A 25322-nucleotide genomic window follows, 5' to 3' on the forward strand; every position below is an offset into this window, starting at 1 on the left:
CCGAGGAGGACCTCATGTCGACGCCGTTCCCCTCCAAGTCCAATGCGCTGCGCCGCCTGAAGGCCGCAGGGCTGGGTGTTGCGACCGTGCTGGACGTGGGCGCGCACGAGCAAACGGTGGAGCTGAGGCTTGCATTTGCCAGAGCCAAGCATGTCCTCTTCGAGCCTGCCGAGGACTTCCACGCGAAGATCCACGCGAACTACGCCGGCATGGACTATGAACTTGTGCCGCTCGCCATCTCCCACACCGACGGCGTCGGCTCGCTCAAGAAGTTCGACATCGACGGCGGCGGCGTCAGCCACAGCACGCTCGTCGACCCCTCCACCGAAGGCGTGGAGTCGGTCCCAACCCAGCGCCTGGACACGTTCCTGAGCCAGAAGAACTATGCGGGTCCGTTCCTGCTCAAGATCGACGTCGATGGCTATGAGATCCCGATCATCGAGAGCCTCGGCGCCTTCGCCGCGAACGTGGCATGCGTCATCGTGGAGGCCACCAAGGACACCTTCGTCGAGCGTCTGAACGCCTTGGCGAGCCGCGGCTTCCAGCTCTTCGACATCGTCGATCCCTGCTACTACGCTGGGATGTTCTCCCAGGCTGACCTCATCTGCGTGTCGCCCCAAGTCGCCGCGTGGCCTACCCTGCGGCCGTGGGAGAACGTGACGTTCGGCTGGGAAAAGTGGGTGCCGATCGCCAGCTTCGAGAGCCTGATCACCCAACGATAAGCATTGCGCGCCGATCTAGCCCTCGTATTGGTGGGCGCGGAGCCACTCAAGGTTGTCACGGGTGATATCTTCGGCGAGCCCGGCCGGCAGCCTTTCGGTCCAGCCTCCGCTTCGCCCGTCCGTTACATGGCCAGGGTGGAGAAGCGAGCCCTTAGGGACGCTCTCACCACGACGCGATCTTTCCGCCATCGACGCGAGCTCAGCGGCCACCCGTCGCGTCTCCTCGACGGCGGTCGGGAGGCCCACTGCCTGTCGCACCGCGCCAAGGGCCTCCTCTGGATCGACCACGATCCGCTCGTATCGGAGGTCAAGAGCAGCGTGCGGCGACCAGAACTCATGGCAGTTGCGTGCGAAACTTGCTGAAACGCGTATGTCATATTCGGACTCGGCCCAGCTCATGGCCGAGTAGGAGGCCGCGACATCGCGCAAGTCGCGATGGCATGTGAGGACGATCTGACCGCGTTCCAGCCAGGCCTGATCCGGGGCGTGGAGCTTCACCAAGAGCGTGTCGAATCGACCATCGAGCCCCCCGTCTGGGAAGTCGTCGACCCAGCCGGACCAAAGCCGCCCCGCGTCCTCGGACAGGAACAGCCTCGCCGCGTTGAACAGCCAGGTGCTGCCTGACCTGGGCGGTGTCGCCACTAAGATCACTCGCATTGTCAGCTTTCGATCATGCGGCTAACAGCAGCGGGCTGCGGGGTCGCGCCAGCGTGAAGCGGCTCGGCCAGGGCATGCACGCAACGCGTCAGGAACTCGCGCTTGCGCCCCGGCGCTTCGGTGTAGATAGCCAGGGCGGCGCGGCAAAGGAATGCGCGAAGGATATCCGCAGCAAGCTGCACAGCGGCCGGCGCGTCGGCGGCGGCGTCCGGATTGAAGACAGCCGCTCGGAAGTCGTTGATGTTCGCCCGGACGTACGACCCGTGGCTATCCTGCTGCCGCCGGCCGATCATGTGGAGTGGCTTCCAAGACGCCCCGTAACTCTCTCTGACCTCTAGGTACAGGTGAGCGCCATGCCGCTGCAGGCGCATGAATAACGGTGTGCGGGACGGTGAATGACGGGCGCTTGGCACGACTGTCATGTCAATATGCTGGTAGTCAGTGTCCTCGGTAGTGAAGAAGGGCCCGAGTTCGACCCGTTCCTCCACGTTCAGCTTGATTGCCGGCTCGGCGTACTTTTCGCCTCGGGCTGCGACCTCCAGCTCGACGTCGGTCCACGGTCGCTGCTGCAGGAACATGAGCCAGTTGCACCGGTAGGATACTGAGCCGCTGAAGCCCCGGTTTTCCGGCAGATGATAGACGTTGAGTTCGTTGGCGCTGCCGATTAGCAACACTCCTTGGCCATTCGCCGTAACGCCCATCGACCCTTTCGTTCGAAGCGCCAGGGGCCCGGCCGCCAACCCGTTTTGCGAGCGCAAGCGCTGGGGCTCTGGCTCGTCGTCGACCAAACTTGAACCCGTCGCGGGCTGCACTTCGATCGTCTTGACGAACACGCCTAGGTCACGGGCGGGCTGGCTGAAGGAACGAAGGCTCTCACAGGTGAACTCAAGCACGACGAACGGGGCAGCGGCGCTCGGGAAAGGAAGCTCGATCTCTCGCGTCTTCCAGTTCACGGCGTGAAACGACGCCGACGATCCTCCTAAGATACTGACTGTAAAGCGTTGCACCTGTTCTTCGTCGAATGTTCCTCCAACGCACAAGCGAAGCACGCCTCCATTAGCCGCCGCGCGGTCGGAGATGCGCAAGGCCATCGTCGCGATCTTGCTGCGCGTCCACAGGCCTTCCTTCTCGGGCTCATGGAACCCTTCGAGTTCCGCGTAGCAGGCGATCTCAAACCCGCCTTCAGCGCGGCGTTCAAGATCAAGCCCGTCCTTCCTCGGCTCAACAATCGTGTCGGAAATGGCAAAGCCACTGAGATCGGAGTCCAGCAGCTCGCCGAACGTTCGCGACATTGGGAACGGGATTGATCTCAGCCGATCTTGAACCCGCCGCGCATGGTGCTGCCACACCGCCTGAGGAACGTTGGTCATGGAATTATCAGTGGTACGCGACCGCCAATGCCATGCCGCAGTAGGGCTTCCAGTGAAGGTCAGCGGCCCGTCCGCAGCGCAAAGTAGATAGAGATAGACATCCTCCGCCACGAGGAGCTTCGGATCCGGGCCCAGCTTGCTTTGAAGGTAGGATGTTCGGGCCATCCAGGTATTCGACTGGATGAAGTTGTCGAACTTCATCAGTCGCAGGAGGCTATAGGACTCAAGGAAGTGCAGATCGCGCCGTTCCGGGATTAGCCGCCCGCCGGCGCCCGCGAAGTTCGGAGGATCGAAATAGAAGCCTTCCTCGTCTTCGATGCGCACGACGCCAGAGTAACATAGTTTCGCGTCTGGCCGCTTGTTGAACGCCTCGAAGAGCTGTCGATAGTGGTTAGGATATATCGTGTCATCGTCGTCGAGGTGGGCGACGAAGGGCGCCGTGGCCCTGCCCAGTCCGTCCCACAGGGCGGTAGACCGAAACCCCGTGCCGGGCGATCGCACATACTCGATCTCCAAGCCGTCTCCCGCCGCCTCGCGCGCGAGCTGCTCGACGTCTGCGCGCCCCTTATAGTCCACGAGCAGGATGCGCAGCGGGAATTCTTCGGAGTTGGCCGCCCGGACAGACTCGATCGCTCGACGCGGGAAGCTGATGTCGCGACCGCCGGTGCGAATGACCACATCGCACGCCAGGTCTCGGGGAGCGCCCGCGCTCGGCTTGCCGCACGTGAACTTCCCCGACGTCTTCACCTCAGCGAGAAGCGGCAGCAACGCTGACTCGATTTTGGCTTCCAGAGACCAATTGCGATCAAACCATTCTTTCGCCGCTCGCCCACGTTCGGCGACTTCTTTGGGATGGGCGCGCGCCCACTCCACGATGTCCTTCAATTGGGCGACAATGTTCGGATACCGCTCGTCAGTATCTATGAAGAACGCGAAATCCTTCAAATGAGCCCGAGCAAAGGGGATTTCATCACAGATTGGCAACCCGCCGACGGCGCAGGTCTCAAAAATTCGCATCGAGGGCGTATTCGCCTTTCGATGTTCCATCTTGTGGATGCAGAGCGCCAGGCCGTGTTTGGCGATTGTCTGAATCAACGAGCGCCCATCAAACGGGACGTATCCGCCGTATGCGCCGGCGATATATTCCCAGCTCGCTTTTGGGCCGTAGCATGTGATCAGCTCTTGCTCGACCAGTCGCTCAAACAACTTCCGGTGACGATGCCCGTCCCAATGCACGCCGATGTAAGTGAGCGATGGTTCGCGAGCTTGCTCGAAAGCCTGCAGATCGGTGGTGTAGGTGGTGGGCAGAAAAATCGATTCAGAGATTGGCTTTTCGACCGGTAGGCCCGCCTGCAAATCACTGAGGAACTCCCGGATTCCCTCACTGCCTGCAAGATATCCATCGTAGGAGAGGATGGATTTGACTCGGTACGGGTCCCTGCGGAAGAACTCGAGCGGGCTCCAGATCAGGCCAACTGTCGGATACTTGGTCAGCTTCCTCCCAAACTCATGGGAAATAAGCACCACGTCGGGATCATACGCGTGGATGTCGTCGCTTGTGACAACAGCGCGGCTGTCCAAGCCGAGCTTGGCGCACGCGATGCGAAATCGCGCGATGAACTCCTTCTCGGCGTTCTCCGGCAGATTGGGCCAACAGTCTTGGATCGCAATACGCATCGTTCCCCCACTCGCCCCTTCGATTCGCCGGAACTCGCCCGATCCTGATCCAGGCGTCTCGACGACTCGCCCGGCCTTAGCCTAACGAGACTGTCGTGCTTCGGCCGGCAGTTGGCCGCCCCTCCGGCGCCCAAGCTATTGCTCGTCTTAGATTTTGGCTGCGCAACGATCAATGTCATGCCTGTGCGTAAGCAGGTCGCGGCAGACCGCGACGGCGCCATCCAACCTCATGCGCAGACGCACAGAAGAGAGCGGAATCAAAAAGACCCGGGCGCTGACAGGACACATCCCCAAGCGCCCAGCCGCAGCCGACTGTTGACCGCCGCTGGCCTTGGCACTAGCGACACGCCCTGTCGCGCGAAAACGCGGTCAGAGTGCGGCGTGGGAACTCCGCTGTTTCCCCAAGCTTTCGGAGACAACGGGGTCCCGGCATGGCTGGAAGCTTTAGCGCGGAAACGCCGCGCCGGGAGTTTGGCGCACCCTGTCAGGAGACCGGGCGCAGGGAGACATTATAAGTGACGTACACGACCAACTCTCCGGTGTTCGACTACCCCTACTCACCCAAGCCGAGAGACTGGCCGGCTCACCCGGCCATGACGGCGCTCAAGAACAAGTTCGACCAGGACTCCGCGTCCTTCCTCAACCTCCTGTCAAGGTTTGCGGAACTCGATCCCCTGCTCGCCAAGATCCCGCAAGACGGAGACCCAGCGGGTACAACCCCCTTCTGGAACAATATCTGGCTGCCACCGCTCGACGCGATCACCCTGTGCGGGATGCTGACGGTGTTCAAACCAAGCCGGTACCTAGAAGTTGGCTCGGGAAACTCGACGAAGTTTGCCCGGTGGTCGATCAATACGCTGAACCTTCGAACAAAGATCACCTCGGTGGAGCCCTACCCTCGCGACGACATGCATCTGCTGGCTCACCACGTGATCAAGGAGCGCCTCGAGGACATTCCTCAGGACGAATTCCGCGCGCTGGAACGCGGCGACATTGTCTTCATAGACAACAGCCACCGCTCATTCATGAGCTCGGACGTCACGATCTTCTTCATGGAAATCCTGCCCCTGCTGAAACGTGGAGTTATCGTCGGTATCCACGACATCTTTCTGCCGTACGATTATCCTGAGGCCTGGATCGAACGGTTTTACAATGAGCAATATCTGCTGGCCGCTTACATCTTTGGCGGCTTCGACGGCGGTCACACGCTATTCCCAGTCCATTACATGGGCCGTTTCCATACCGAGAGCCTTCAGGCCGCTTTCCCGTCATTGGCGCGGAAGGGAGTGCATGCGACCGGCGGGGGTATCTTTTTCTTCTCCCGCTGAACCCTAGGCGCGCCGAAGATCAAATTTCGCCTGTCGGCGGCGCCAAGCTGGGGACGCCCTGCCTCAATGCCGGTAGACGCCGACGCGCGGCGACATCCTATTGAGAGCAGTACTATGCTGCACCCGCCATTGGACTACGGCGCAGGCTGACAGACGACGACATCCGACCGCAACACCGAATTCGAGGCGCGAATGAACAGATCCCCCAGCAAGATCGAGGCTCTCCAGACGTTGCTCCAGCGCGGCGTGAGCATCGGTACGATCCTCGATGTCGGCGTCCTGACCGGCACTCCGGAACTCATGGAGGTGTTCCCGACCGTCAAGCACGTCCTGTTCGAACCCGTGGTGGAGTTCGCCGCGCAGATCCACGAATCGTACGCGGCGATCCCCCACGAACTCGTCAGCGCGGCTGTCTCCGACCGATCTGGCGAGACGACCCTGGCGGTCAGCACTGTCATCGAAGGCTGGGACATCTCCCACAGCTCAATGGTTGATGAGCCGCCGGCCGCCGGCGAGCGAGTGGTCCCGATGCTTACGGTCGATGACTGGGTCAGGCAGAACAATCCTCAGGGTCCCTACTTCCTGAAGATCGATATCGACGGCCATGAGCTGCGCGTCCTCAACGGCGCTCAGCAAACTCTCCAAGACACCGCGATTGTGATGATCGAAGCGCCGGCCAACCTGATTACCGAGAGGATCAAGCCGCTTCAGGATGCGGGCTTCGAGTTGTTCGATCTCGTCGAGCCCGCGTACTACGACGGCATGCTATGGCAGTGTGACGCAATTTTCATCTCAAAAGCCGTCAAGACACAGCACTTCAAAAACCTGAAGGACGGGTTCGAGGCGGAGCTGTGGCATGTCTGGCGGGGCTGAGGCGCACGCGGCGGCCGCGGATATGAAGCCAGCCGCCCTCCACCACAGGAAACCTCCGCCTGCGGCTTGGAGCGCCGAGGGTTTCGACTATGGCGGCTTCCGCTTCGTCCCGTGTATCGGTCCGGAGATCGGAGAGATTCGCGAAGATTACCCATCCTTTGTGCTCATGAAGACCGCCCCGCTCGTGGCGAGCTACGAACAAGAGCTGCCCGTGTCAGTGGGCAACCTCCTCGAACTTGGCATCATGAAGGGCGGCTCATGCGCCTTCCTCGAGGCGCTTCTTCAACCACAGAACCACCTTGCCATCGACATTCATGGCTTCGCTGGCGACGGACTTGCGGAGCTTACGGCGCACGTCGCCGCCACGGGACGGAGGTTCCGCGCCGACTACGCCACCAGCCAGAGCGACATCCCGCGGATCCTCGATCTTTGGCAAGAGGTCAGCGGGACGCGGGGGGAATTCGACCTCGTCATCGACGACGCCTCGCACGACTATGAGCTCAGCCTCCGCTCGTTCGACGGGTTGTTCCCGCTGATAAAACCGGGCGGCATTTACGTCTTGGAGGACTGGGGCTGGGCCCACTGGAATGGTCCATGGCAAGATTCACGCAACCGGGATTTCCACCGACCTGCACTATCCAACCTGCTAATCCACGCCTGCCTCTCGGTGACGGGCGGGAGCGGCTTCGTGGAGAGCGTGAAGGTCACGCCGAACGCGGCGTTCATCGTGCGCGGCCCAAACCCCTCGACTAGCTTCTCAGTCGTGGACAGCTATCTGAACCGCAACCGGCCGAAGACCACGCTCTAACCCGATGCCACAGGTCGACGGTGGCTCCTCGTCGCACCGGTCTTTCGCATCGCCGGCGCTCTTGGCGCGACTCACCATCCCTGGAGGACGGCAGAGGCTCAACGTCGGCCCAGGCCTTCCAAACACGAGGTGTGCGCCCGAAGAAGCCCGACCATGTCGATAGGGGAGAAAATGGCGCGCCCGGAACGATTCGAACGTCCGACCCTCAGATTCGTAGTCATTATTGGCCATTCCGAAGCACGCCGCCGACCGTACGCCAATTCACACTAAATACATTGTTCTTGCTCATCTTTTTCGAAGATGGTAGGGTTTCTGCGTGGTCCCACCTGGAGACTTGGTAGGGACCAAACCCCAACCTAAACCCCAACCTAATTCCGTTGATGAGCGATCTGAAGGCCACCCTCAGCGACAAGGTGATCGGCCGCCTGCCGCTGAGCGACAAGGGGCAGTACGAGGTTCGGGACACCGAGCTCCGGGGCTTCTTCGTGCGGGTCGGAACGCGGACGAAGGCCTTCGCGGTCCTCGGCGAGCACTGGAAGGACGGCAAGCGCCACGCCAAGAAGGTCACGCTCGGCACCACAGACGAGCTGACCACCCGTGACGCCCGGGCAAAGGCCAAGGACGTTCTCGGGAAGATCGCCAAGGGCGAATATGCGGAAGCTGCGGCGAAGTCCCCCGACGCGCCGCCTTCGGCAGACATCACGCTGCGCCAGGCTTGGGCGCGCTACAAGGTAGCGCACCTGGAACGGAAGGGCCGCAGCGCAGGGACGATCGCGGGCTACCAAGACCACGTCGAACGGATGTTGGCCGACTGGCTCGACAAGCCGCTGAAGGAGCTTGGGGAGAATCCGGGCCTCGTGTCCCAGCGGCATGACGGGCTGACGAAGAGCGCCGGGCCCTACGCGGCCAACGGCTGCATGCGGACTTTGCGAGCCATCTACAATCACGCTCGCCGGGGCGTGCGGGGGCTGCCACCGGAGAACCCGGTGATGGCGGTGGACTGGAATGAGGAGAAGCGGCGCGACGTTGCCATGGGCGCGATCGATATGCCGGCATGGATGAGCGAAGCAGGGCGCCTACGGAACCCCGTGCGCCGCGAGTTCCACCTGTTCACCCTGCTGAGCGGCAGTCGGCCGACCGCTCTGAAGCTGGCCAAGGTCCAGCATCTGAACTTCGCTGATCGGGTCCTGCACATTCCTTCGCCGAAGGGCGGATCCAAGAAGGCGTTCGACATCCCGCTCTCTCGACCGATGATCCGCTGCCTCGTCCGGGCGATGCGGGCGGGCCGGATGCTCTATCCCGAGGCCGCAGAGACCTGGATCTTCGCGGCCGATAGCGAAGAGGGGCACATCGTAGAGCAGAAGGAGGACCGCGGGACCTTGTCTAAGTGGGGCAACGACCTTCGACACACCTACCGCACCCTCGGCCAGGCCGCCGGGCTGTCGACTGTCGACATGCACCTGCTGATGAACCACAGCGTCCGCGGGGCAAACGTCAACGAGGGCTACATCACCCGATCGAAGCTCTTGAACGACCACCTGCGGGCATCGCAGCAGACCTTGTCCGACTACATCATCGCGGTCGGGACGCCGGCGCCGAAGGACGGCGCGCAGCGCGAGCGGGTTTGGCCCAGGCTTCCGTCTCGCCGCATTGCAGACGACGCGCTCGACCCCACGCCGCCCGACCCGCGCCTTGGCGTGCCGATCGGACCGCGCCGGAAGAAGAGCGCTGTCGAGCCGGAAGCCGAAGCGGCGTGACACGTCCGCGCGCCCACGTGTCCACACGTGGGCAGTCCGCCGATTTCTATCCGGATCTACGATCTTCCACGACGCATTGGCGCGCGCCCTGGCTTCAAGTGTCGGGCCTGTTCACATGTCCTCATGTGCGGAGGTGGACATGCGGACCATCGCGATCATCAGCCAGAAGGGCGGGGCCGGAAAGACCACCTTGGCCGTCAATCTAGCGGCTGAGGCGGCCCGGTCTCTCGTCGCACTGATCATCGACACCGACCCGCAGGCGACCGCCAGCCGCTGGGGTCAATGGCGCGACGGCCGCGACCCTGAGGTCGTCGACTGCGGGGCGCCGAGCCTGCTTGGAGGAAAGCTGGCCAAGTCCGCCGAGCTCGGCGCCGACATCGCCGTGATCGACACGCCGCCCCATGCCGACGCGATGGCGCGCCAGGCGGCGCGCTTGGCCGACCTGCTCCTCATTCCGTGCCGGCCCAGAGCCTTCGATTTGGCCGCGATCGAGGCCACCGCGGAACTCGTGCGATCCAGCCACAAGCCGGCGTTCGTGGTGTTCAATGCTGGACCGCCGCGCGCGCCGCACATCTATCGCGAAGCCGCCGAGTTGATCGGTGGCGAGTTCGGTCTTGAGATCGCGCCCGTGGTCCTGCCTGAGCGCGCCGCCTTCCATCACAGCGCCGCCGCAGGTCGCACCGCGCCTGAGCATGATGCCACCGGAAAGGCCGCGGATGAAATTCGGGCGCTTTGGAGCTGGACCTGCGAACGGCTGGGCGCGGCTGCGCGCGCCCAGGAGCTGCCGGCGTGAGCCGGTTCAGCGCCATCCGGACCGAGCGATCGAAGGCCGAGCCTGCGCCTGAGCCTGCCGATGTCCCAGCGCCGTCAGGTCGGACTCCCGCGAGGATCGGCAAGAAGGCTGTCGGGGGCTACTTCAGTCCCCAGCTGAGCCAGGCGTTGAACATCCTGGCGCTTGAGCAGAGCACGACGCTCCAAGGTCTGTTGGGGGAGGCCATCGACGACCTGATGCGCAAGTACGGCAAGCACCCCTTCGGCGAGCGTTGACGTGTCCACGCGTCGACGTGCGAACAGGTGGTCAGGCGGACTGAGCCTGGGACTCCGCTTCGTGGCGTCGCGCGGCGCGGACGCGACCCCCGTCGGGGTCCGTGGTCGACGTCTGAGCGCCCTGATCCGCCCACGCCTCCAGGTCACTCACGGCATAGACGACCCGGCCGCCGATCTTCCGGTAACGGGGCCCGGTGCCATAGGTGCGATGCTTCTCCAGGGTGCGCCCGGACAGGCTGAGGTAGCGGCCCGCTTCGGGGGTCCGCATGTAGCGATTGGGCACTCGGGATGCGTCCATGACGGCGATACCTCCACGCGGGGAGTTCGCCCGGAGGCGGGCGCGCTCCATGATCGACTCAGCGTAGGCAGGCGCGGCTTTGGCGGGAAAGGCGTAAGTCTACCCAGCCGGAGTACGCCGAGACATGCGTCCGGCAGACCAGCAATCCAGGGGCGGAAGTATTGCCGCCACCTCCTGAGGACCGCTTGAAGCTCATGGAGCGCCCTCATATCGGCCTATCCTACTTGGACTCGCTGCCGCCGGAGTTCTTCGAGGACTTCCAGCGCGAGCTTCGAACAGATGGCCTGCGCCTACGCGTCGATGCCCGCCCTGCAACGCCGTTCGCCGGGGTGGAATGGCTACTTCCCACGGCGGTTATGCTCTTCCTCGGCAAGGCCTACTTCGAGGGCTTTCTCGCCGAGCTGGGGAAGGACCACTATGTCGCGGTGAAGCAGGCCGTGCACCGCCTCAATGACCGGCTGAAATCCCTTCGCTTCACACTCGTCGGATCGCCCGGGAAGGTCGCCGATGTTCAGCGCTATTCTCATGCCTTCTCGATCTGGGTCGAAGGCCCAGCTGAGCGGACGTTCAAATTCCTGCTGCCGGCCGACCTGGCTTCACCGACGACGGACGCGGCGCTGGACGTTTGCCTCGAATTTGTCCGCCGATACTACCAAGGTGACCTGCAGCCTATAGTCTACATTCATCTCGCCGAGACGCAGGCGTTCGGTCGTACTGTTCTTCTGGCGATGAATCCGGCGGACGGAAGCCTTCAGCTCGTGCATCCGATCACCCGCGAACACGCGCCGTTGCCTCCTATCGCATAAGGGCCTCGCTTGCGTCTTGGCGGGCCCTTGAACCGGCGCCGTAGGCACCCCACGTTCCTGTTTTGGACCAGGGAAGCCCCTCATGGGAAATCGGGAAGAGTCCGGCACGGCCGCGGCGAGCGCCGCAGGCAAGGTCTTGCGTGATCCGAATGCATCGCCGGCGGCGAAGAGCGCAGCCGCGTCAACTCTCACTCAGCGGGCTACGCAGCTCGAGGAGACCAGCCGGGCCGCTGCAAGCGCTGCTGGCAAGGTGCTCAGTGATCCGAGCGCCTCGGCGGCGCAAAGGCGCGCGGCGGCGTCGGCCCTAACGCAACGGCGCGACCGGCGCCGCTGACCCGCCCAAGCAGAGAGGCACGGTCGTCCCAGACGAGCCCTCGGGCGGGCAGGACTCATATTAGAGTCGGCGGATGGAAGAAAAGCTAGTCGAGACCTTTCTAGAGGCCCGGGTCGCCGAGACCGACCGCAATCGCGCCTATTGGATCTCCCGAAGCTGGGTTGACCCGGACCGCCGCGCTGCCGTTGCGGCGGCGCCGATCGTTGTGCTCCCCTGGGAAGACGCCGAGGGCGAGAAGGTCCACTATCCGACGGCCGCGCCGGAGTTCGTGCACATGCTGCGCGAAGCGCTCGGTCCCGATCTGGCGATCGCGATCCCGACGCGCCCCGAAGACTACGCCGAGCTGGTGCTGCATTCGCGTGAATGGCGGCTACCGAAGCTGTTGATCGGATTTGTTCTGGTGCCGCTGCTGGTGAACCTGCTCTCGGACAAGGTGGCCGAACTCCTGCCCGGCTTCGAGGCGGGCGACACCATCGAGATGGATCTGGTTGTCGAAGGTGAGAACCACCGCTGCCTCGCGGTCACCTACAAGGGACCGCCGGACGCCATTCCCGAGGTGGTGCTCAAGCAGATCGAGCGGTGCGGCCGCTACCTCACGGACGCGAAAGGCGCGGCACGCAAGTGACGAGCGTCGACGACCTGGCCGAGGGACTGTCCGCCCCCGCGGCCCGTGCCGCATGGGCCCGACTGGCAGGCAATGGCCGCGGAGGTCCTCGCCCGGGAGATCGACGACGAACCGACCGACCAAGCCAAGAACCGCCTGTGGTTCCTCCGCCAGTACGTGGAGATGGTGACGGCCTACGTCGCCGCATTCGAGGAAATGCGCGCGCAGCGCTACTATCCCGCGTGGTGCCAACTGGAGCAGGTCGAGATTGGGCTGGGCGCGTTGCTGACCAACCCCTTCTACGAGCCGAGCCGGTTCGACATCCAGGGCTTCCTGGACCGCATCGCGGAATGGCAGTCGCTCTTCCCCTATGGGGTGTTCATCAGTCCAGGAATGCGGGTCCGTCGGGCCACCTGCTCGCTTTGCGGCGCGGCGAACACCCTGGACACCCATTGTGGCCATCGGCCGGGCCGCGTCTATGCAGGCCGCTTCTGCGCGCGCCGATTGGAAGAGGTGGAGCTGCGGGAGGTCTCCATCGTCCTCAAGCCGGTGCAGAAGTATTCGGTGCTGTTCGCCGACGTGGACAATCCCGATCGCTACACGCTCGTCGCCAGCGTCGTGGAGATGGTCGGCGAGCCTTTTGCGCGATGGCGCGCCCATTGGACGTTCGCGCACCATCCCCACGAACTCTTCGCCCATATCCCGCCGAGCGACCCCTGCCCGTGTGGCGGCGGCCGCCTCTACGAGACCTGTTGCGCGCCTCAGCCCGGCGTGCGGCGACCGCACCTTGACATTGAGCTGGAGCGCCCGCCGCCAGCCGACTGGCGTGGAGCTCGCCTGCACGGCTACTCCAAGGCGCAGCTGGCGCGCCTTCAGGACGCCGAAGCGCCCACGGGGTGAATGGTCAGGGCAAAAGCGCGTGTTGCAGGACCTTTCACGGCATGACCGCTGGCGGCTGATCACGCCGAGGAATGTTGGGCTCAAACGCGTTTGGCGCTGGGGACATTCCATTCAACGCATCTTGGCGCCCAAGGAACGAGGTCCCGCGCCCGTGCACCAGCTCGTCGTCGCTTCCGACTTCGGCGGCGAGCATAAGGCGGCGACCCACCTCCTCTATGTCTACCTCGTCGTCGCAACGGGTCTCGAAGACTGGACGCACCGCATGGCCGCCTTGCGCCGCGAGACGCTCGGCGATCGGACGATGGCCTACAAGAAGCTTGGCGACGGCGTGCGCCAGGCCGCCTTGCCGGAGTTCTTGAGCGCGGCCGCCGACCTCGATGGGCATCTCGTGGCCATCGCGGTCGACAAGCGCCAGAAATGGCTATCGACGCAGCCCGGCGTCGCCGACGAGTTGCGTCGGGCGTACCAGCTGCAATGCCCCTGGAATCCGCGGGCGCTTGAGGCCCTTATGCGCAAAGCGCACTTCCTTGCGCTGCTGCTGTCCGTGTGGGCGCCCGTTGGGGCGCACATAACCTGGCTCACGGACCAGGACGAGTTCGTCGCCAACGACAGGCGCCATGACGACGCCCTGCTGGCCGCAGGCCGATTGTCTTCGATGTACCTTGACCAGCCGATGGGCGTCTTCGCCCTCAACACTACCGCTCAGGACTCCGAGCACCGGCACTTCGAGGACCTGTGTAGCGTCGCGGACCTCGCCGCCGGGGTGCTCTCCGACGTCCGCGCTGGACTGCCGCCCGAGGCGAGCTGGGACGTCGAGGAGCGTCGGATCATTGAGCGTGACTTGCCGGTCAAGGCCCGGATCCTGTTGAGCTGGTTCGCCGACCGCGACATGCGCCTGCGAAAGAGCCTGATCTCGATCGACTACCTGGGCGCACAGTCGATGGTTCGCGAACTCTGGACTGAATCCAATTGGACTCCGGAGACGCCTGAAGAGGACCCCGCCGTATCGATCTAACCGGAGGAGCTTTGTGCAGCAGCTTGCGGCTGAAGTCAGAAGCTCCATCGTGCACGTCCGCACCGGCTTCACCTCGTCCGATCTTTTTCTCTGGAGCTGCGCCGAGGTTCAGCGCCTCTGCCGCCCGCCCGTAATTCTCGCGCCAGGGCGAGCCGTTGACTGTCGGGTTGCGGCATGGACCGCACGAAGGCCACGACGCGCGCCGCCAAAGCCCGGTCTTCGGTATGGGCCGACTGCGCCAGCAGGTCAGCTTGGGCGAGATAGGCGCGTCGAATTTCCGCCTGCCGATCCAACAAGCGACGTTCCCAAGGGCGCAGCCCGACATCCCCGCCGAAGGCGGCGCGGGCCGCGTCTTGGTATGCGGCACGGCGTGTGCTGGCCATTTCGCCCTGGCCATCCTCGTGCCTATCGCGGATCTTCCGTACCGACGTCCGCTCGGTCTTGCGCGTCAGACCACGTGCCCGCCGCGGCGTCGCTTCGGCTTCAACGCCGCGGTCGCGAAGGGCCTGGGCGAAGGTCTGCCGCCAGACCTCCAGATCGGCCTTCTTTGGGCTGAGCCGCTCTCCGGCGAAGCCACGTGCACAGATGGACAGGTGGACGTGTGGGCGTGGCGTGTCGGTGTGCAAAGTGAACACGTAATCATGCCGACCTGCGAACAGGTCCGCAGCGAACGCCCGCGCAGCGTCGCGAAGTGCGATCTCGTTCGTGCCGGCGGGCATCGACAGCACGACCGAGACGCTGACCGGCGCATCTATGCGTCGGCGACTATCGTTCTGGGCCGCGCTGGCCCACTCCTGAGCAAGGTCGGCGACATCGCGGCGACCGACGAGCATGGCGCCGTCGGCATCCTCCAGCTCCAACTGGCCATTCCTTGAGATGTAGTCGAGATGAGCACGCAGGTGCGCCCCGTCCCGTGTTCGGCCGGTGACCTTCACCATCACCTCTGGAGTGCGCGCGACGACCCGGGTGAGGCGCGTGCGTATGGCCTCGGAGGTTGGCTGCCGCGGATGCAGGAGCGATCCCGGACGGACCAACCTCGGACGGACGGGCGGCCGCCACACGTCCTCGAACCCCATGACCGTCTGGAACTCGGTCATGCCGCGGTGTCCCAGTAGGCCAGGTTACCCGCGAAGGCTTCCCGTAGGGCCACTATGTGAGCGCGAAGCTCGCACCGAAGAGCCTCCAGGGCGGCCAACTCCAGATCGAGCACCTTACCTTCCATTACGGCCGTGTTCAGCGCGCGGGCGATTTGATTCACGTTGACGCCGATCCGCCGCAGCTCGCCCTGTATCGCAATCACCGCAACCTCTTGCGTGCGCGGAAACCGCGGCTTGCCGTGTAGACGGTGGCGAATGAGCGCGGCGGCCCACGCGTTGGACGTCAGCCCCATGGACGCCGCTTCCCGTTCCAGGCCGGCGCCGTCGTCGCGGCAGAGCCGAACCGTCAGCTTCAGTGGGCGAGCCGGCAGGGGGCCGACGCTCAGGGAGACCTCGCCGGCCACCTGGTCCATGAGTCGGCGCAAGCTGGGCGCGCGGCCGCCATGGCCGCCGGCCCACACGTCGAAGCGCGCTAGCAGCTCGTCGGGCACCCGCACGCTGAGGTTGGCCATCGGGCCGCTCCACGTAGTGATCCGCCGCCGCGAAGGCTATCCTGCCCTAGACCGCGACCGCCTCAGACTGGCCCCTCCCCTCGGTGCGCGCGAGGCGTAAGCCTACGCCCCGCGCGCACTCGCCCGCCGGCCCTTCGGGCCGCCCCAGCCGGGCCAGTCGGCGGACTTCAAAGCCGCGTTGGAACAGTCCAGGCTAGAGGGCTCGGGGTCGATTCGGCGATGCTCGGGCGTGGAGCGACTGGAACGACAAGGCCCCGCTAATGAGCAATCTCCGCACGATCGACCTCATGGTGGTGGACGCCCTGGTCGACTTCATTCGGGGCCGCGGCTACGTCCTCGATTTCTCGGACCACACCTTCTCCCAGTTCTTCGCCACGGAGCTGGATGTGGATATCGACGATCCCGCCTATGCCGTGAACGGCGGCTCCAAGGGCAAGCGCCTGAAGTGCTTCCTGCAGAAGGTGGATGACCGCACGGCCCTGCGTGCGCTGAAGGCGCTTTGGGAGGTGCGGTCGGGATATCTGCTTCGGACCGGCCACGACGATCCGGTGAAGAACGCCGAGGCGCGCTACCTGACCGTGATCAATCGGCTGGGCGGCAGCCCGGATGCTGCGCAGGGCCCGCAGGAAGCGCCCAAACCCGCCTTCGACCAGCTGCGCATCGCCGCTCTCAAGGAGGAGGTGGTGAAGGTGTCGACATTGGCGCCGCATGCGCGGGGGTACGCGTTCGAGGCGTTCCTGAAGTCGCTGTTCGATGTTTATGGGCTTCAGGCGCGCGAAGCCTTCCGAAACCGCGGAGAGCAGATCGACGGCAGCTTCGTGCTCGCCAACGAGACCTATCTGCTGGAGGCGAAATGGCACGCCGCGCCGACCGGCGTCGCCGATCTGCATGCCTTTCACGGAAAGCTCGACCAAAAGGCCGCCTGGGCGCGAGGGCTGTTCATCAGCCATGCCGGATTCTCGGAAGACGGCCTGGCTGCCTTCGGCCGCGGCAAGCGCGTCATCTGCATGGATGGGCTCGACCTATTCGAGATGCTGCAGCGGGGGTTGCCCCTCGACCATGTCCTCGACCGGAAGGTCCGGCGCGCCGCGGAGACGGGTATGGCGTTCGTGCGCGTTCGGGATCTCTTCCCCGGCTGAGGCGCGGCGCCGCGGGGCGCCGCGCCTGCCGGTCACGCGGCCTGCGTGTCGGCTTGGCGCTGGTGGAGGAAGTCGGCCGCCCGTTGCGCGTGAGCCGCCGCCGTGAAGATGAACCGCCGATCCTCCTTCAGCACCTTCAGCCAGCTGGCGATGTAGCTGACGTGGTCCGGGCGGGGCTCGAGCTCAAGGCTCAGGTCGGCGCAGAGGAATGCCGCGCCCAGCTCCGCTATTTATCCTGACAGTCAAGCCAGAAAGGCCGCAGGCTGGCGGCCCAAAGCGGGCGCGGAGCCGTCGGCGGTGGACCGGCCAACGGCTCCGGTCGGCGAACTGTTCAAGCGGCCGCGGTGGCGGACTGATCCGGTTGTCGGGCGTGCATCCAATCGGCGGCCTGCTGGGCCTTGCTGGCGGCGGTGAAGATGGCGCGCGGATCGTTCTTCAGCACCTCCAGCCAGGACGCGATGTAGGCGGCGTGGTCGGGGCGGGGATAATGGGCGATGCCGAGATCGGCGAGTACAAATCCGCTGAGAATCTCGACGGCGCACTCTTCGGCGGCATAGGCGGCCGAGCCGAAGCGACCGGTCAGATCGCGGTCCAGGCGATGCTTGGCCCCTGAGGCATGACCCATCTCGTGCAGCCACACAGCGGCGAACGAGGCGGCGTCTCGGAAGTTGGAGAACGGCGGCATGAAGACCGTGTCGCTCGAAGGCATATAGTAGGCTTGGGAGCCGCCGAAGACAGTCTTGACGCCTAGGTTGGCGATGAAGGTGTCCGCCTGGGCTAGGCGCTCCGCCTCCGGCAGGATCGCCTGCTGTGCGGGGACATAGCCATCGACCTGGTCGGCGTTGAAGACTGCGAAACCGCGGGCGAAGACGCGCGGCCGCCCCTTCTGCTCCTGGACCTCGTCGCCGGTCGCATCGTCGTCGCGGCGAACGTCCTTCCAAAGGACCGCGAGGCTGGCGTGCTCGCCCTTGCGCACCTGAGCGCCCTTGGCGAGCCACTGGCGATACGTGGCCCAGACGCCGCTGGCGTAGCCGTTGGCCTGGGCGGCGGCCCAGAGCGTGACGGTGTTGATCCCGCGGTAGGCCTTGCCGGAGGCGAGGTTGACGGGGCGGCTGACGGCCGCGCCGTCGTGGTGCCAGGGCATGCGGAAGCGGCCCGGGCCGGCTTCGATGGCGGCGATGATCTCGTCGGTGACGCGACGGTAGACGTCGATACGAGCTGTTGCGGACATGGTCGGGACTCCTGTCCCGCCGAGGACCGTCCCCGGCGGCGGAGCCTGGTCAGCGCCGGCCGGCGCGGGCCCGCACTCGCCAGAGCCGAAGCGTAGCGGAGGACGGCGCAGCCGTTGCCGGGCCGAGACGGCCGGGGCGTGCTCCGCCGGATAAGCCGGGGATGGGTCTGCGTGGGCGAGCCCGATCAGCTCTGCGCTGCTGAGGCGCCGTCCATCGGACTCACCTGATCGAGGTCATCGAGCACCGTCTGGAACCGGGCGAGCTCTCCCGCCAAAACGGTCCGCTGCGCCGATGACAGGCGCTTCTCCCGCAGCAGCTCCCGAACGTCGTCGGCGGATCTTGCCCATGCGGGTCTGTGGCGAGCGGTGATGCAGGCGTTAGGGCAGCGCGTCGGCTGGCAGAGCGGCATGACCGGTGACGCGGCAGGCGCACGCCCGGCCAGGCAGAGCGCCGTAGAGGGATCGAAGAAGCAGTCGGCCAGCAGGCCGGGATGAAGCGAGCGCGCAGTGCTGGCGAGCAGGACGCGAAGACGTCCCCGGTCGGCGATCATCGTCGGCGATGGCCCGAGCCCTTCCGCGGCGGCGTCAAGCGCACGGCCGACCTTGACGGCGGCGGGACCGGAAAGCCGTGCGCCGACCTGATGCCCCTCGAAATAATCCAGAATGTCGTCGAGCTGGCCAAGCCTGCGCTCCGCCTCCACCTCGGCCCGGAAGCCGGAGCGGCTGGACCCGGCGTAGCCCTCGAAGGCGGCGACGGAGGCGTGCTTGTACTGGATCATGCCGGCCACCGTCCCGAACGGCCGGTTGGCGATATGCCAGGCGATCGTGCGGCGGAACTGACGCGTGGTGAACCGCCAGGGCGAGCCATCGGCGGCGGGCGGTATGACAGGCTCGCCGGCCGCGCCAAACAGGCCATTGAGGTGATCGCGAAAGGCGTTGAGCTGACGGACGATCTCCGCTGAGACATGGGTCTTCGTGCCAGTCTTCAGCGAGAGGACAGGCCACAGCGTGTCGACGCCGCGCGCGCCCGCCGAACGCGCCGAGAGCTGCTCCAGGACCTGGACCGCTTGGGCCACGGGCGCGATCGTCACCCACTCGGCAGGCTCGCCCCGGGCGCGCTTGCCCTTGTAAGCCGTGGCTTGGAGACGATGTCGAAGGATCATACCGTCTTCGCTTCGGGCGACAGACACGCACCCGAAGCGCATCGCCTGGACCTCGCAATCGCGCATACCGGTCAGGTAGGCGCAGGCCACATAACAAGCCGCCTGCAGCATGCGCTCCTCCTGCGCGAGTGTCTTGGCGTCGAACCGCGGCCGCCAGGGCCGGCCGGCGCCGGGAAGCTCGGAAATGGCCGTATCCATGCCGCCGACCTCGAGTCCAAGCTCGGCGACGGCGGCCGCGATCAGGTCGGCCGCTCCGCCTTTCAGCCGCAGGTGATCGGCGGGCTCGCTCTGCGCGTCGACGCCCATATGGAGGTGCAGGAGGTAGGCGTTTATGGGCGGGGTGAGCGCGCCCGTGGCCACATCGCGTCGCCAGACGCCGTTGTGGGCCGTCGTCCAGATGGGCACGCCACGACGCTCGACGCGGCGCTGCTCGAAATAGGCGGCCAGACGCTCCCGGCGCTGCCGCCGGACCTGCGACCAGCTGAGTCCCACATCCACCTGGCGCAGCGCGTCGCGCTTGGCTTCCAGGGCTGTGAGCTCGGCGCGTGCGGCCAGGATATCCGGGGCGAACACCTCGATGTAGCACAGCGACCAGGCGAGCAGCGGGGCGATGATCGGCTCGGGGATGCGCGGCGTGCGGTTCTCTGCGGCCTGATAGGCGACGCCGGCGACATGCGACGGCGAGCGCCCGGGCCAGGGCTCGAACGAAAGCCGCGCCGTGGGAAGTTGGTCGCGCAACGCATGGAGATCGAAGACGACCTCGAGGAGGTGCGAGACGACGACCGGGCGCACACCGGCGCTTCTCAGCGTCTTGACGTAGCGGTCCGTGAGCGCCTGATCCACGCGGCCGAGCTCGCAACGGCCGAGCGTGGCGGTGACGAACTCGAAGAAGCGCCGGGCGCGGTTGAAGGCGCCGCGGACGCTCGCGGGCGGCAGGACGGGTCGATAGCCGGGCCGCTCGACGTTGAGCCGCGCGTAGAGGTACTCGCGCAGCGCGGTCGCGATCATCGGATCGGCGACGCTGTCGAAGCGGACCGTCACGTGACAGCGCCGGGCGTTCTCGCGGAACACGGCCGGCGAAAGATCCCAGATCTGGTCGCCGTACCGCGACAGCGCGGCGCGATCGAAACCTGGGCGCAGGGGCGCGGAGACCAGGACCGGCCGCCCATCGACGGTCGGGGCGAGCTGAGCGGCGGGACGTGCGCTCACGCGCGCGCCTCCGGCGGCAGATAAATCGCCGGCGGCAGATCAGCGAGAGACGCACGGGCCTGATCCAGCACCGTCGCGGAGAACGCCGGCAGGATCTGACGCGTGATGCGGGCGTGGACCTCGCCGAACTTGGCGGCCCAGTCTGCGGCGGAGAGCCCGGCGCGCTCGTTCTCGACGAAAGCGAGGAAGCCCAAGATCGCCGGCAGCTTGCGGGCGGCGATCACGGCGTTGGCGCAGGCCAGACAGCCCCAGAACGGCGTGGGACAGGGCGCGCCGGCGTCGCCGAAGGGGCTCGCGAAGAAGCCCCGGCAGCTCGCGAGCCAGAGCTCCTGGGGCGATACGGCGTCGGGCGAGATCGGCGGACCGCCGTCACCGTCCGCCGTCTCCGGCCCCGGCGCATCGGACTCTGCGATGATCCGCGGCCCGGCGAGCGCATCCTCCAGAGCGGCCGCGACCGTGGCCTCGTGCAGCGGCCTGAGCGCCGGAACATCCGCGTAGTGCCGGGCCGCCACCTCCACGGTGTGGCCGACCGCGAAGCGGGCCATGCGGCCCTCGGCCTTGAGGTACCAGAGCGCCTTGTGCGTCTTGCGCAGCGACGACAGCACGAGCCGGAGCGGTCGACCCTCGTCGTCAGTGACGCCGTGGCGGGCGGTCCAGGCGTCGATCGTGGGGCGTGGCTGGCGAATGCCGGCGCTGAGCGCGCCCCAGCGGTAATAGACCCAGAGACTGTCGCTCGGATGATGACGCCGAGCGGCGGCAGTGAGCTCGATCAGTCGCCGGATCAGGCCGCCCGGCGTGGCCGAGCCGCCGTCCCGCACGCGGATCGCCTTGCGCTCGGCGCCGCGGGCGCGGCGCTTCAGATAGGCGATCTCAACCGTGCCGGCCGAAGCGTTGCGCAGGCAATCGACCGAAAGCGTCTTGCAGCACTCGATCTCGAGCCCGGTCTCAAGCGCGAGCAGCACCAGGAACGGCACGATATCGCCCGCCGTGAGATAATGGGCCTCGTGCAGGCGCTCGACGAGCTGGGGGCTCTTCAGGCCACGGCGCCAGCGCGCGCGGTAGAGCTGCATCATCTCCGGATCGTGCGCGGCGAGCACGCCATGCTCGGCGATGACGGCGTGGGCCGCCGCGCTGGCCCTGGCGAGCTCGGGATCCTCCTCCGCAGGCGGTCCCGCCAGCAGCCGGGCGGCGATGGCGAGGACGTCCGCCCGTGCGGCGTCGCGAAGCTGCCGCGCCACGAAGGGGCTGAGCGCATCGCGGGGCCGCGACGGCTGGAACGGCTTGGCGCTCACGTAGCGCAGCCGCTCGCGCAGATCCGGCGCGATCAATTGCGGATCGTCCGCAGCAACTTGGCGCAGCCAGGCGACGACCTTGACCAGCACGGTGAATAAATGCGGCCGCGAAAGGCCTTGGGCCTCGAGCCAGGCCTCGAAGCCGTCGACGTGCCGAGCACGAAGGTCCTGGGGGCCGGAGACCCGCTCGCCGGCGGCGGCGAGATACTGGAAGAACCGCGGCAGGCTGGTGGCGTAGGCCTTGACGGTGGACCGGACCCCGAGCGGGCCGCCGAAGCCGGCCAGGCCCCGAAGCGCCTGGGCGAAGGCCAGCGCCAGGCTGCGCGGCCGAAGCTTGGTGAAATCCACCAGCAACGAGCCGCCGTGCTGCGCGACAATCGTGAACCGCAAGCCCGCGACAGTATCGCGCGGCGCCGCGGGCACGGCCCCCTCGCCGGGACAGAACCCGACCCGGCGGCCCTTGCGTGGGCGGGCGCTCACGCAGGCCGCCCGGTCGGCACGAGGGCGAGCAGCTCCTCAACCGCGGCATCGATCGTATCGGCGCGCGACGCGACATGGTCGAGGTAGACGTAGGTGGTGGCGAGGCTGGCGTGGCCCAGCAGCCGCTGCACCTGCTGCAGCGGATCGCCGAGCAGCTCGCGGTAGCTGTCCATCGGGCCTGCCGGCGCCGCGGCCTCCTGGAGGCGGCGCTGGATCAGCATCGCCAGCATGTGGACGGCGAAGGTATGGCGGAGCTGGTGCGGGCTGATCCGCACCGGCGCGCCCGCCTCGGCGCAGCGTCGGGAGGCGCGGGCGAAGATCGCTTCCCAGGAATTAGGCCGAACCGGCTGGCCGACCTCGGTCAGCCAGAGCGCGGCCGGCTCGCACGGCGCGCCGTCGCCGCAGAGGACGACGCGAGCGCGCTCATCCGGCGTGAGCGCGTCGAGTGACACGGTCCGCCCGTCGCGGAGCCGAAGCACCGCGCCCGGCTGGATCCCGTCGGCGAAGATCGGCTGATCGATGGAGCCCCAGCCGCCCCGCGCCTGGAACTTGGTGACGGCGGCGGCGCGCTCGACGGCGAGATAGGCGGAAATCTGCTGGGCGAGCCTGCGAGGCAGGAGCACGCGGCGACCGCGCTCGCCCTTGGTGAGGCAGGCCGGCAGCTCAAGCCAGATCTGCCGACCGGCCGCCGCCGCGCCAGCGGGGACCTCCGCGGCGAAGAGGGAGGAGGCCTCCTCCAGCCGCAGGCCCGTGGTGACCAGCAGCTCGGCGAAGAGCGCGTTACGGGCGCCGTTGCGATCTCGCGCGCCGGGCCGCTCGGCCCCGTCCAGCGTGAGCCCGCGCAGGCCCACGTCACGGAAGACGCGGTAGTCCTCCAACGTAAGGAAGCGCACGTCGGAGCGCTTGGCCGCCCGCTCGTAGGCGTCGTTGCGCGTCGCGATCTGGCCGCGGCGGCCAGCGTGGCCGCGTCTCCAGACCGCGCGATGCGTGAACGGCGCCTCAGCCACGAGGCCCTGTACCTCGCCCCAGCGGTAGAGCTTGTCCAGGGCGGCCACGGCGCGATTCCAGGAACTGGCCGAAATGCGGAACCCGGCGTCGTCGCGCCGGCGCGCGCGATGGAAGGCCGCGACGTCGTCCCGCGTGGCGGCCCAGACGTCCCTACCGCAGGCATCCTGAAGAAAGCGGAGCCAGACCACGACATCATAGGGTAAGCGCGCAGCGAATGCCGCGAGCGCACGCCCGCGAGAGGCAGATCGAGGAAGAACCGGTCGAGATCTGGATCGTAGAGCGCGTCGCCGCGCCGGATCATCGGCACATACGCGTCCAGCCCGTCGGCCAGCCGGCGCTCCTGGACCGTGATGGCGCACGCTGCCGCAAGCTTATCCACAGCCTATGCAACCCTCCCCCAGACCCCCACCCGAACCTTGCATCAGCGTCAGCGGCTAACCGGCCGGCGGGCTCCAGGCCGGCCTCCGCCAGCTTCTTGGGAGCGCTGCGGCCGGCCTGGAGCCCGCCTGCGCCGTGGCCCGCAAAGACGCTCAATGCAGCGGTGCAGACTGTCCAGATAAGGCGACCAGTTCTTCGCGAGCGTAGCCTTCGTCGCCCCAGCGCTTGCGGCCGAAATCGCGGTCGAGGCGGCTGGGGTGGCGCGTCCAGTGGGTGCATTCGTGCGCTAGCGTCGCGTAGTAGGCCTCGGGGTCGGCGAAGCACTCGAACGGGGGCATCTGTACGTAGTCGGGCTGCAGAGCGTAGTAGGCCTGGTTGCCGCCGTGCCGGACGTCGGCCTCGATCGCGGCGAAGAAGCGTTCGGCATGGGCGATCCGCTGGGTCGCGTCGAGCTTCGGCTCCGCCACCGCGTAGAAGTGCGCCGGAAGGGCCTCGACCTGTTCGACGTTGAACACCGTGTAGGCCTTGAGGAACGGGATCTGCCGCTCGATGTCCTGCCCGTCGTCGCCGGCTTCCGTCCGGCTGATCCGGTTGGCGTAGACCACGGTCGCGCCGTGCTCGCCCTTGCGGACATGGCCGCCAAACGCCAACGCTTGGCGGAAGGTGATCCAGATCGGCGCCGTGTAGCCGCGGGCCGTGGCCTCGGCCCAGAGCAGCAGGACGTTGATGCCGCTGTAGGGCTCCCCGGTTGAGCGGAGCGGCCGACTGATCCGGCCCGCCAGATGTTCAGCGGACCAAGGCTTGATCCAGGGGCGGACGCCGTTTTCCAGCTCGGCGACGATGGCGTTGGTGACCCGGCTGTAGAGGTCCGGGCGCGAGGTCTCGTTGAGGCGCGTCATCGCGGCCTCCTGTGAGTTTGAGGTTTGTCTGGGAGCGGCGCCCCGCCGGTGTCGGCGGGGCGCTCTGCGGGAGATCAGTTCGAGCCGTTCGGGCGCGACCAGATCAGGTTGTAGCCCTCGTCGGCGTCGACCAGGCTGGCGTAGATCGGAGCCGGGAAGCTCGGGTCGTCCAGCTTGACCGAGAGGTAATCCCGGTTCTCGCGAGAGGTCTTCTTCCAGGCGGCGCCGAACTCGGTCTGGCCGGAGAAGATGCGGAAGTCGGGGGCCTTATCGTTGTCCTTCTCCACCTTGCGGAGGGTCGCCTGCTTGACGTTGAGGGTCAGGGTCTTGATCGCGCCCGTGTAGGAGCCGTCGTCCTGCATGTGGAAGGTGCCGATGGTCGCCATGTGAAGTCTCCTGAGGTCTCTCGGACCGCGCCCATCGCGGCCTCAATGGCGATCCCGAGGACGAGGGGCGACGGCCGCCGCAGCCTTCAGGCCCGGAGCGCAGCGGAGGACGCTGGCGTCGACTTGTTTGATCCGCGAGGAATTCGGCGGAGCCGAAGGGGAAAGAAGTTGATGCGCCGGCGTTGCGGCGGACGTCGGGGCCGCCTTGGCGGTCCGAACCCCGCGGCCAGATCAGGCCAGAGAGGCGGCATGGGCCGGGCGCGGAGCCCTTCGAGTCGGAGGCTGGCGACGCTCCTGCAGCGAAACTGCGCCGCCGCGCCCACGGTGCAACA

The 25322-nt window shown here is 66.3% G+C and carries 24 protein-coding genes and 1 pseudogene; 12 read left to right on the forward strand and 13 right to left on the reverse strand.

Annotation, left to right across the window (positions count from 1 at the left end; translation table 11 throughout):
• Positions 1–14 precede the first annotated feature (14 nt).
• Positions 15–722, forward strand: a complete 708-nt coding sequence (locus ACO2Q0_RS20110) for an FkbM family methyltransferase (RefSeq protein ID WP_423353296.1) — start codon at positions 15–17, stop codon at positions 720–722.
• Positions 723–737: 15 nt separating this feature from the next.
• Here the strand turns inward: ACO2Q0_RS20110 and ACO2Q0_RS20115 are convergent, their stop codons facing one another.
• Complete coding sequence (locus tag ACO2Q0_RS20115) at positions 738–1364, reverse strand: hypothetical protein (RefSeq protein ID WP_423353297.1); 627 nt, start codon at positions 1362–1364, stop codon at positions 738–740.
• A gap of 17 nt (positions 1365–1381) precedes the next feature.
• Positions 1382–4426 (reverse strand): glycosyltransferase, encoded by a 3045-nt coding sequence (locus ACO2Q0_RS20120; protein WP_423353298.1) that lies wholly within the window; start codon positions 4424–4426, stop codon positions 1382–1384.
• Between the two features lie 515 nt (positions 4427–4941).
• On the opposite strand from ACO2Q0_RS20120, the gene ACO2Q0_RS20125 reads away from it, so the two are divergent.
• The 6 genes from ACO2Q0_RS20125 (at position 4942) to ACO2Q0_RS20150 (ending at position 10239) form a co-directional block, all read left to right on the forward strand.
• Positions 4942–5754: a class I SAM-dependent methyltransferase gene (locus ACO2Q0_RS20125; RefSeq protein ID WP_423353299.1), complete on the forward strand. Its 813-nt coding sequence runs from the start codon at positions 4942–4944 to the stop codon at positions 5752–5754.
• Between the two features lie 192 nt (positions 5755–5946).
• Entirely contained in the window at positions 5947–6627 is a 681-nt protein-coding gene (locus ACO2Q0_RS20130; RefSeq protein ID WP_423353300.1) for an FkbM family methyltransferase, read from the forward strand.
• Positions 6611–7435, forward strand: a complete 825-nt coding sequence (locus tag ACO2Q0_RS20135; RefSeq protein WP_423353301.1) for a class I SAM-dependent methyltransferase — start codon at positions 6611–6613, stop codon at positions 7433–7435. The genes ACO2Q0_RS20130 and ACO2Q0_RS20135 overlap by 17 nt, the downstream gene beginning before the upstream one ends.
• A gap of 380 nt (positions 7436–7815) precedes the next feature.
• Positions 7816–9192 (forward strand): integrase arm-type DNA-binding domain-containing protein, encoded by a 1377-nt coding sequence (locus tag ACO2Q0_RS20140; RefSeq protein WP_423353302.1) that lies wholly within the window; start codon positions 7816–7818, stop codon positions 9190–9192.
• Positions 9193–9331: 139 nt separating this feature from the next.
• Entirely contained in the window at positions 9332–9985 is a 654-nt protein-coding gene (locus ACO2Q0_RS20145) for an AAA family ATPase (protein ID WP_423353303.1), read from the forward strand.
• Positions 9982–10239, forward strand: a complete 258-nt coding sequence (locus tag ACO2Q0_RS20150) for a ribbon-helix-helix domain-containing protein (protein WP_423353304.1) — start codon at positions 9982–9984, stop codon at positions 10237–10239. Before ACO2Q0_RS20145 ends, ACO2Q0_RS20150 begins: the two co-directional genes overlap by 4 nt.
• 31 nt (positions 10240–10270) lie before the next feature.
• On the opposite strand, the gene ACO2Q0_RS20155 is transcribed toward ACO2Q0_RS20150, so the two are convergent.
• On the reverse strand, positions 10271–10537 hold the full coding sequence (locus ACO2Q0_RS20155; RefSeq protein WP_423353305.1) for a helix-turn-helix transcriptional regulator: 267 nt from the start codon (positions 10535–10537) through the stop codon (positions 10271–10273).
• Positions 10538–10722: 185 nt separating this feature from the next.
• Here ACO2Q0_RS20155 and ACO2Q0_RS20160 point away from each other — a divergent pair, with 185 nt between their 5' ends.
• From ACO2Q0_RS20160 to ACO2Q0_RS20175, 4 genes are all read left to right on the forward strand, one after another.
• Positions 10723–11343 carry a hypothetical protein gene (locus ACO2Q0_RS20160; RefSeq protein WP_423353306.1) on the forward strand — a complete coding sequence of 207 codons (621 nt, stop codon included), beginning with the start codon at positions 10723–10725 and terminating at the stop codon, positions 11341–11343.
• Positions 11344–11750: 407 nt separating this feature from the next.
• A complete protein-coding gene (locus ACO2Q0_RS20165; protein WP_423353307.1) occupies positions 11751–12302 on the forward strand; it encodes a hypothetical protein in 552 nt (183 codons plus the stop codon).
• A gap of 72 nt (positions 12303–12374) precedes the next feature.
• Positions 12375–13181, forward strand: a complete 807-nt coding sequence (locus ACO2Q0_RS20170) for a hypothetical protein (protein ID WP_423353308.1) — start codon at positions 12375–12377, stop codon at positions 13179–13181.
• Positions 13182–13332: 151 nt separating this feature from the next.
• Positions 13333–14196, forward strand: a complete 864-nt coding sequence (locus tag ACO2Q0_RS20175) for a hypothetical protein (RefSeq protein WP_423353309.1) — start codon at positions 13333–13335, stop codon at positions 14194–14196.
• A gap of 68 nt (positions 14197–14264) precedes the next feature.
• On the opposite strand, the gene ACO2Q0_RS20180 is transcribed toward ACO2Q0_RS20175, so the two are convergent.
• Both ACO2Q0_RS20180 and mobC read right to left on the reverse strand, forming a co-directional pair.
• Positions 14265–15293: a relaxase/mobilization nuclease domain-containing protein gene (locus ACO2Q0_RS20180; RefSeq protein WP_423353310.1), complete on the reverse strand. Its 1029-nt coding sequence runs from the start codon at positions 15291–15293 to the stop codon at positions 14265–14267.
• Entirely contained in the window at positions 15290–15805 is a 516-nt protein-coding gene (gene mobC, locus ACO2Q0_RS20185) for a plasmid mobilization relaxosome protein MobC (protein ID WP_423353311.1), read from the reverse strand. The genes ACO2Q0_RS20180 and mobC overlap by 4 nt, the downstream gene beginning before the upstream one ends.
• A 260-nt stretch (positions 15806–16065) precedes the next feature.
• Between mobC and ACO2Q0_RS20190 the strand changes: the two genes are divergently transcribed.
• The gene (locus ACO2Q0_RS20190; RefSeq protein WP_423353312.1) at positions 16066–16944 is read left to right on the forward strand and encodes a restriction endonuclease; all 879 of its coding nucleotides are present in this window, start codon (positions 16066–16068) and stop codon (positions 16942–16944) included.
• A gap of 32 nt (positions 16945–16976) precedes the next feature.
• Here ACO2Q0_RS20190 and ACO2Q0_RS20195 read toward each other — a convergent pair whose 3' ends face one another.
• The 8 genes and pseudogenes from ACO2Q0_RS20195 to ACO2Q0_RS20230 all read right to left on the reverse strand — a co-directional run bounded on the left by ACO2Q0_RS20195 (position 16977) and on the right by ACO2Q0_RS20230 (position 24990).
• Positions 16977–17174 carry a zincin-like metallopeptidase domain-containing protein gene (locus tag ACO2Q0_RS20195; protein ID WP_423353360.1) on the reverse strand — a complete coding sequence of 66 codons (198 nt, stop codon included), beginning with the start codon at positions 17172–17174 and terminating at the stop codon, positions 16977–16979.
• A gap of 101 nt (positions 17175–17275) precedes the next feature.
• Positions 17276–18175, reverse strand: a complete 900-nt coding sequence (locus ACO2Q0_RS20200; RefSeq protein ID WP_423353313.1) for an ArdC family protein — start codon at positions 18173–18175, stop codon at positions 17276–17278.
• Between the two features lie 185 nt (positions 18176–18360).
• Positions 18361–20547, reverse strand: a complete 2187-nt coding sequence (locus tag ACO2Q0_RS20205) for an integrase (RefSeq protein WP_423353314.1) — start codon at positions 20545–20547, stop codon at positions 18361–18363.
• Entirely contained in the window at positions 20544–22319 is a 1776-nt protein-coding gene (locus tag ACO2Q0_RS20210; protein ID WP_423353315.1) for a hypothetical protein, read from the reverse strand. Before ACO2Q0_RS20210 ends, ACO2Q0_RS20205 begins: the two co-directional genes overlap by 4 nt.
• Positions 22316–23374 carry a tyrosine-type recombinase/integrase gene (locus tag ACO2Q0_RS20215; RefSeq protein WP_423353361.1) on the reverse strand — a complete coding sequence of 353 codons (1059 nt, stop codon included), beginning with the start codon at positions 23372–23374 and terminating at the stop codon, positions 22316–22318. The genes ACO2Q0_RS20210 and ACO2Q0_RS20215 overlap by 4 nt, the downstream gene beginning before the upstream one ends.
• A gap of 30 nt (positions 23375–23404) precedes the next feature.
• Positions 23405–23686, reverse strand: a pseudogene (locus ACO2Q0_RS20220) (hypothetical protein); the annotation flags it as partial.
• Positions 23687–23857: 171 nt separating this feature from the next.
• Positions 23858–24604: an ArdC family protein gene (locus ACO2Q0_RS20225; protein ID WP_423353316.1), complete on the reverse strand. Its 747-nt coding sequence runs from the start codon at positions 24602–24604 to the stop codon at positions 23858–23860.
• Between the two features lie 74 nt (positions 24605–24678).
• Positions 24679–24990: a DUF736 domain-containing protein gene (locus ACO2Q0_RS20230; protein WP_423353317.1), complete on the reverse strand. Its 312-nt coding sequence runs from the start codon at positions 24988–24990 to the stop codon at positions 24679–24681.
• Positions 24991–25322 lie beyond the last annotated feature (332 nt).

Origin of the sequence: Phenylobacterium sp. VNQ135, assembly GCF_049445735.1 — a bacterium.
In the GTDB taxonomy this organism is placed as follows: Bacteria; Pseudomonadota; Alphaproteobacteria; order Caulobacterales; family Caulobacteraceae; genus Phenylobacterium.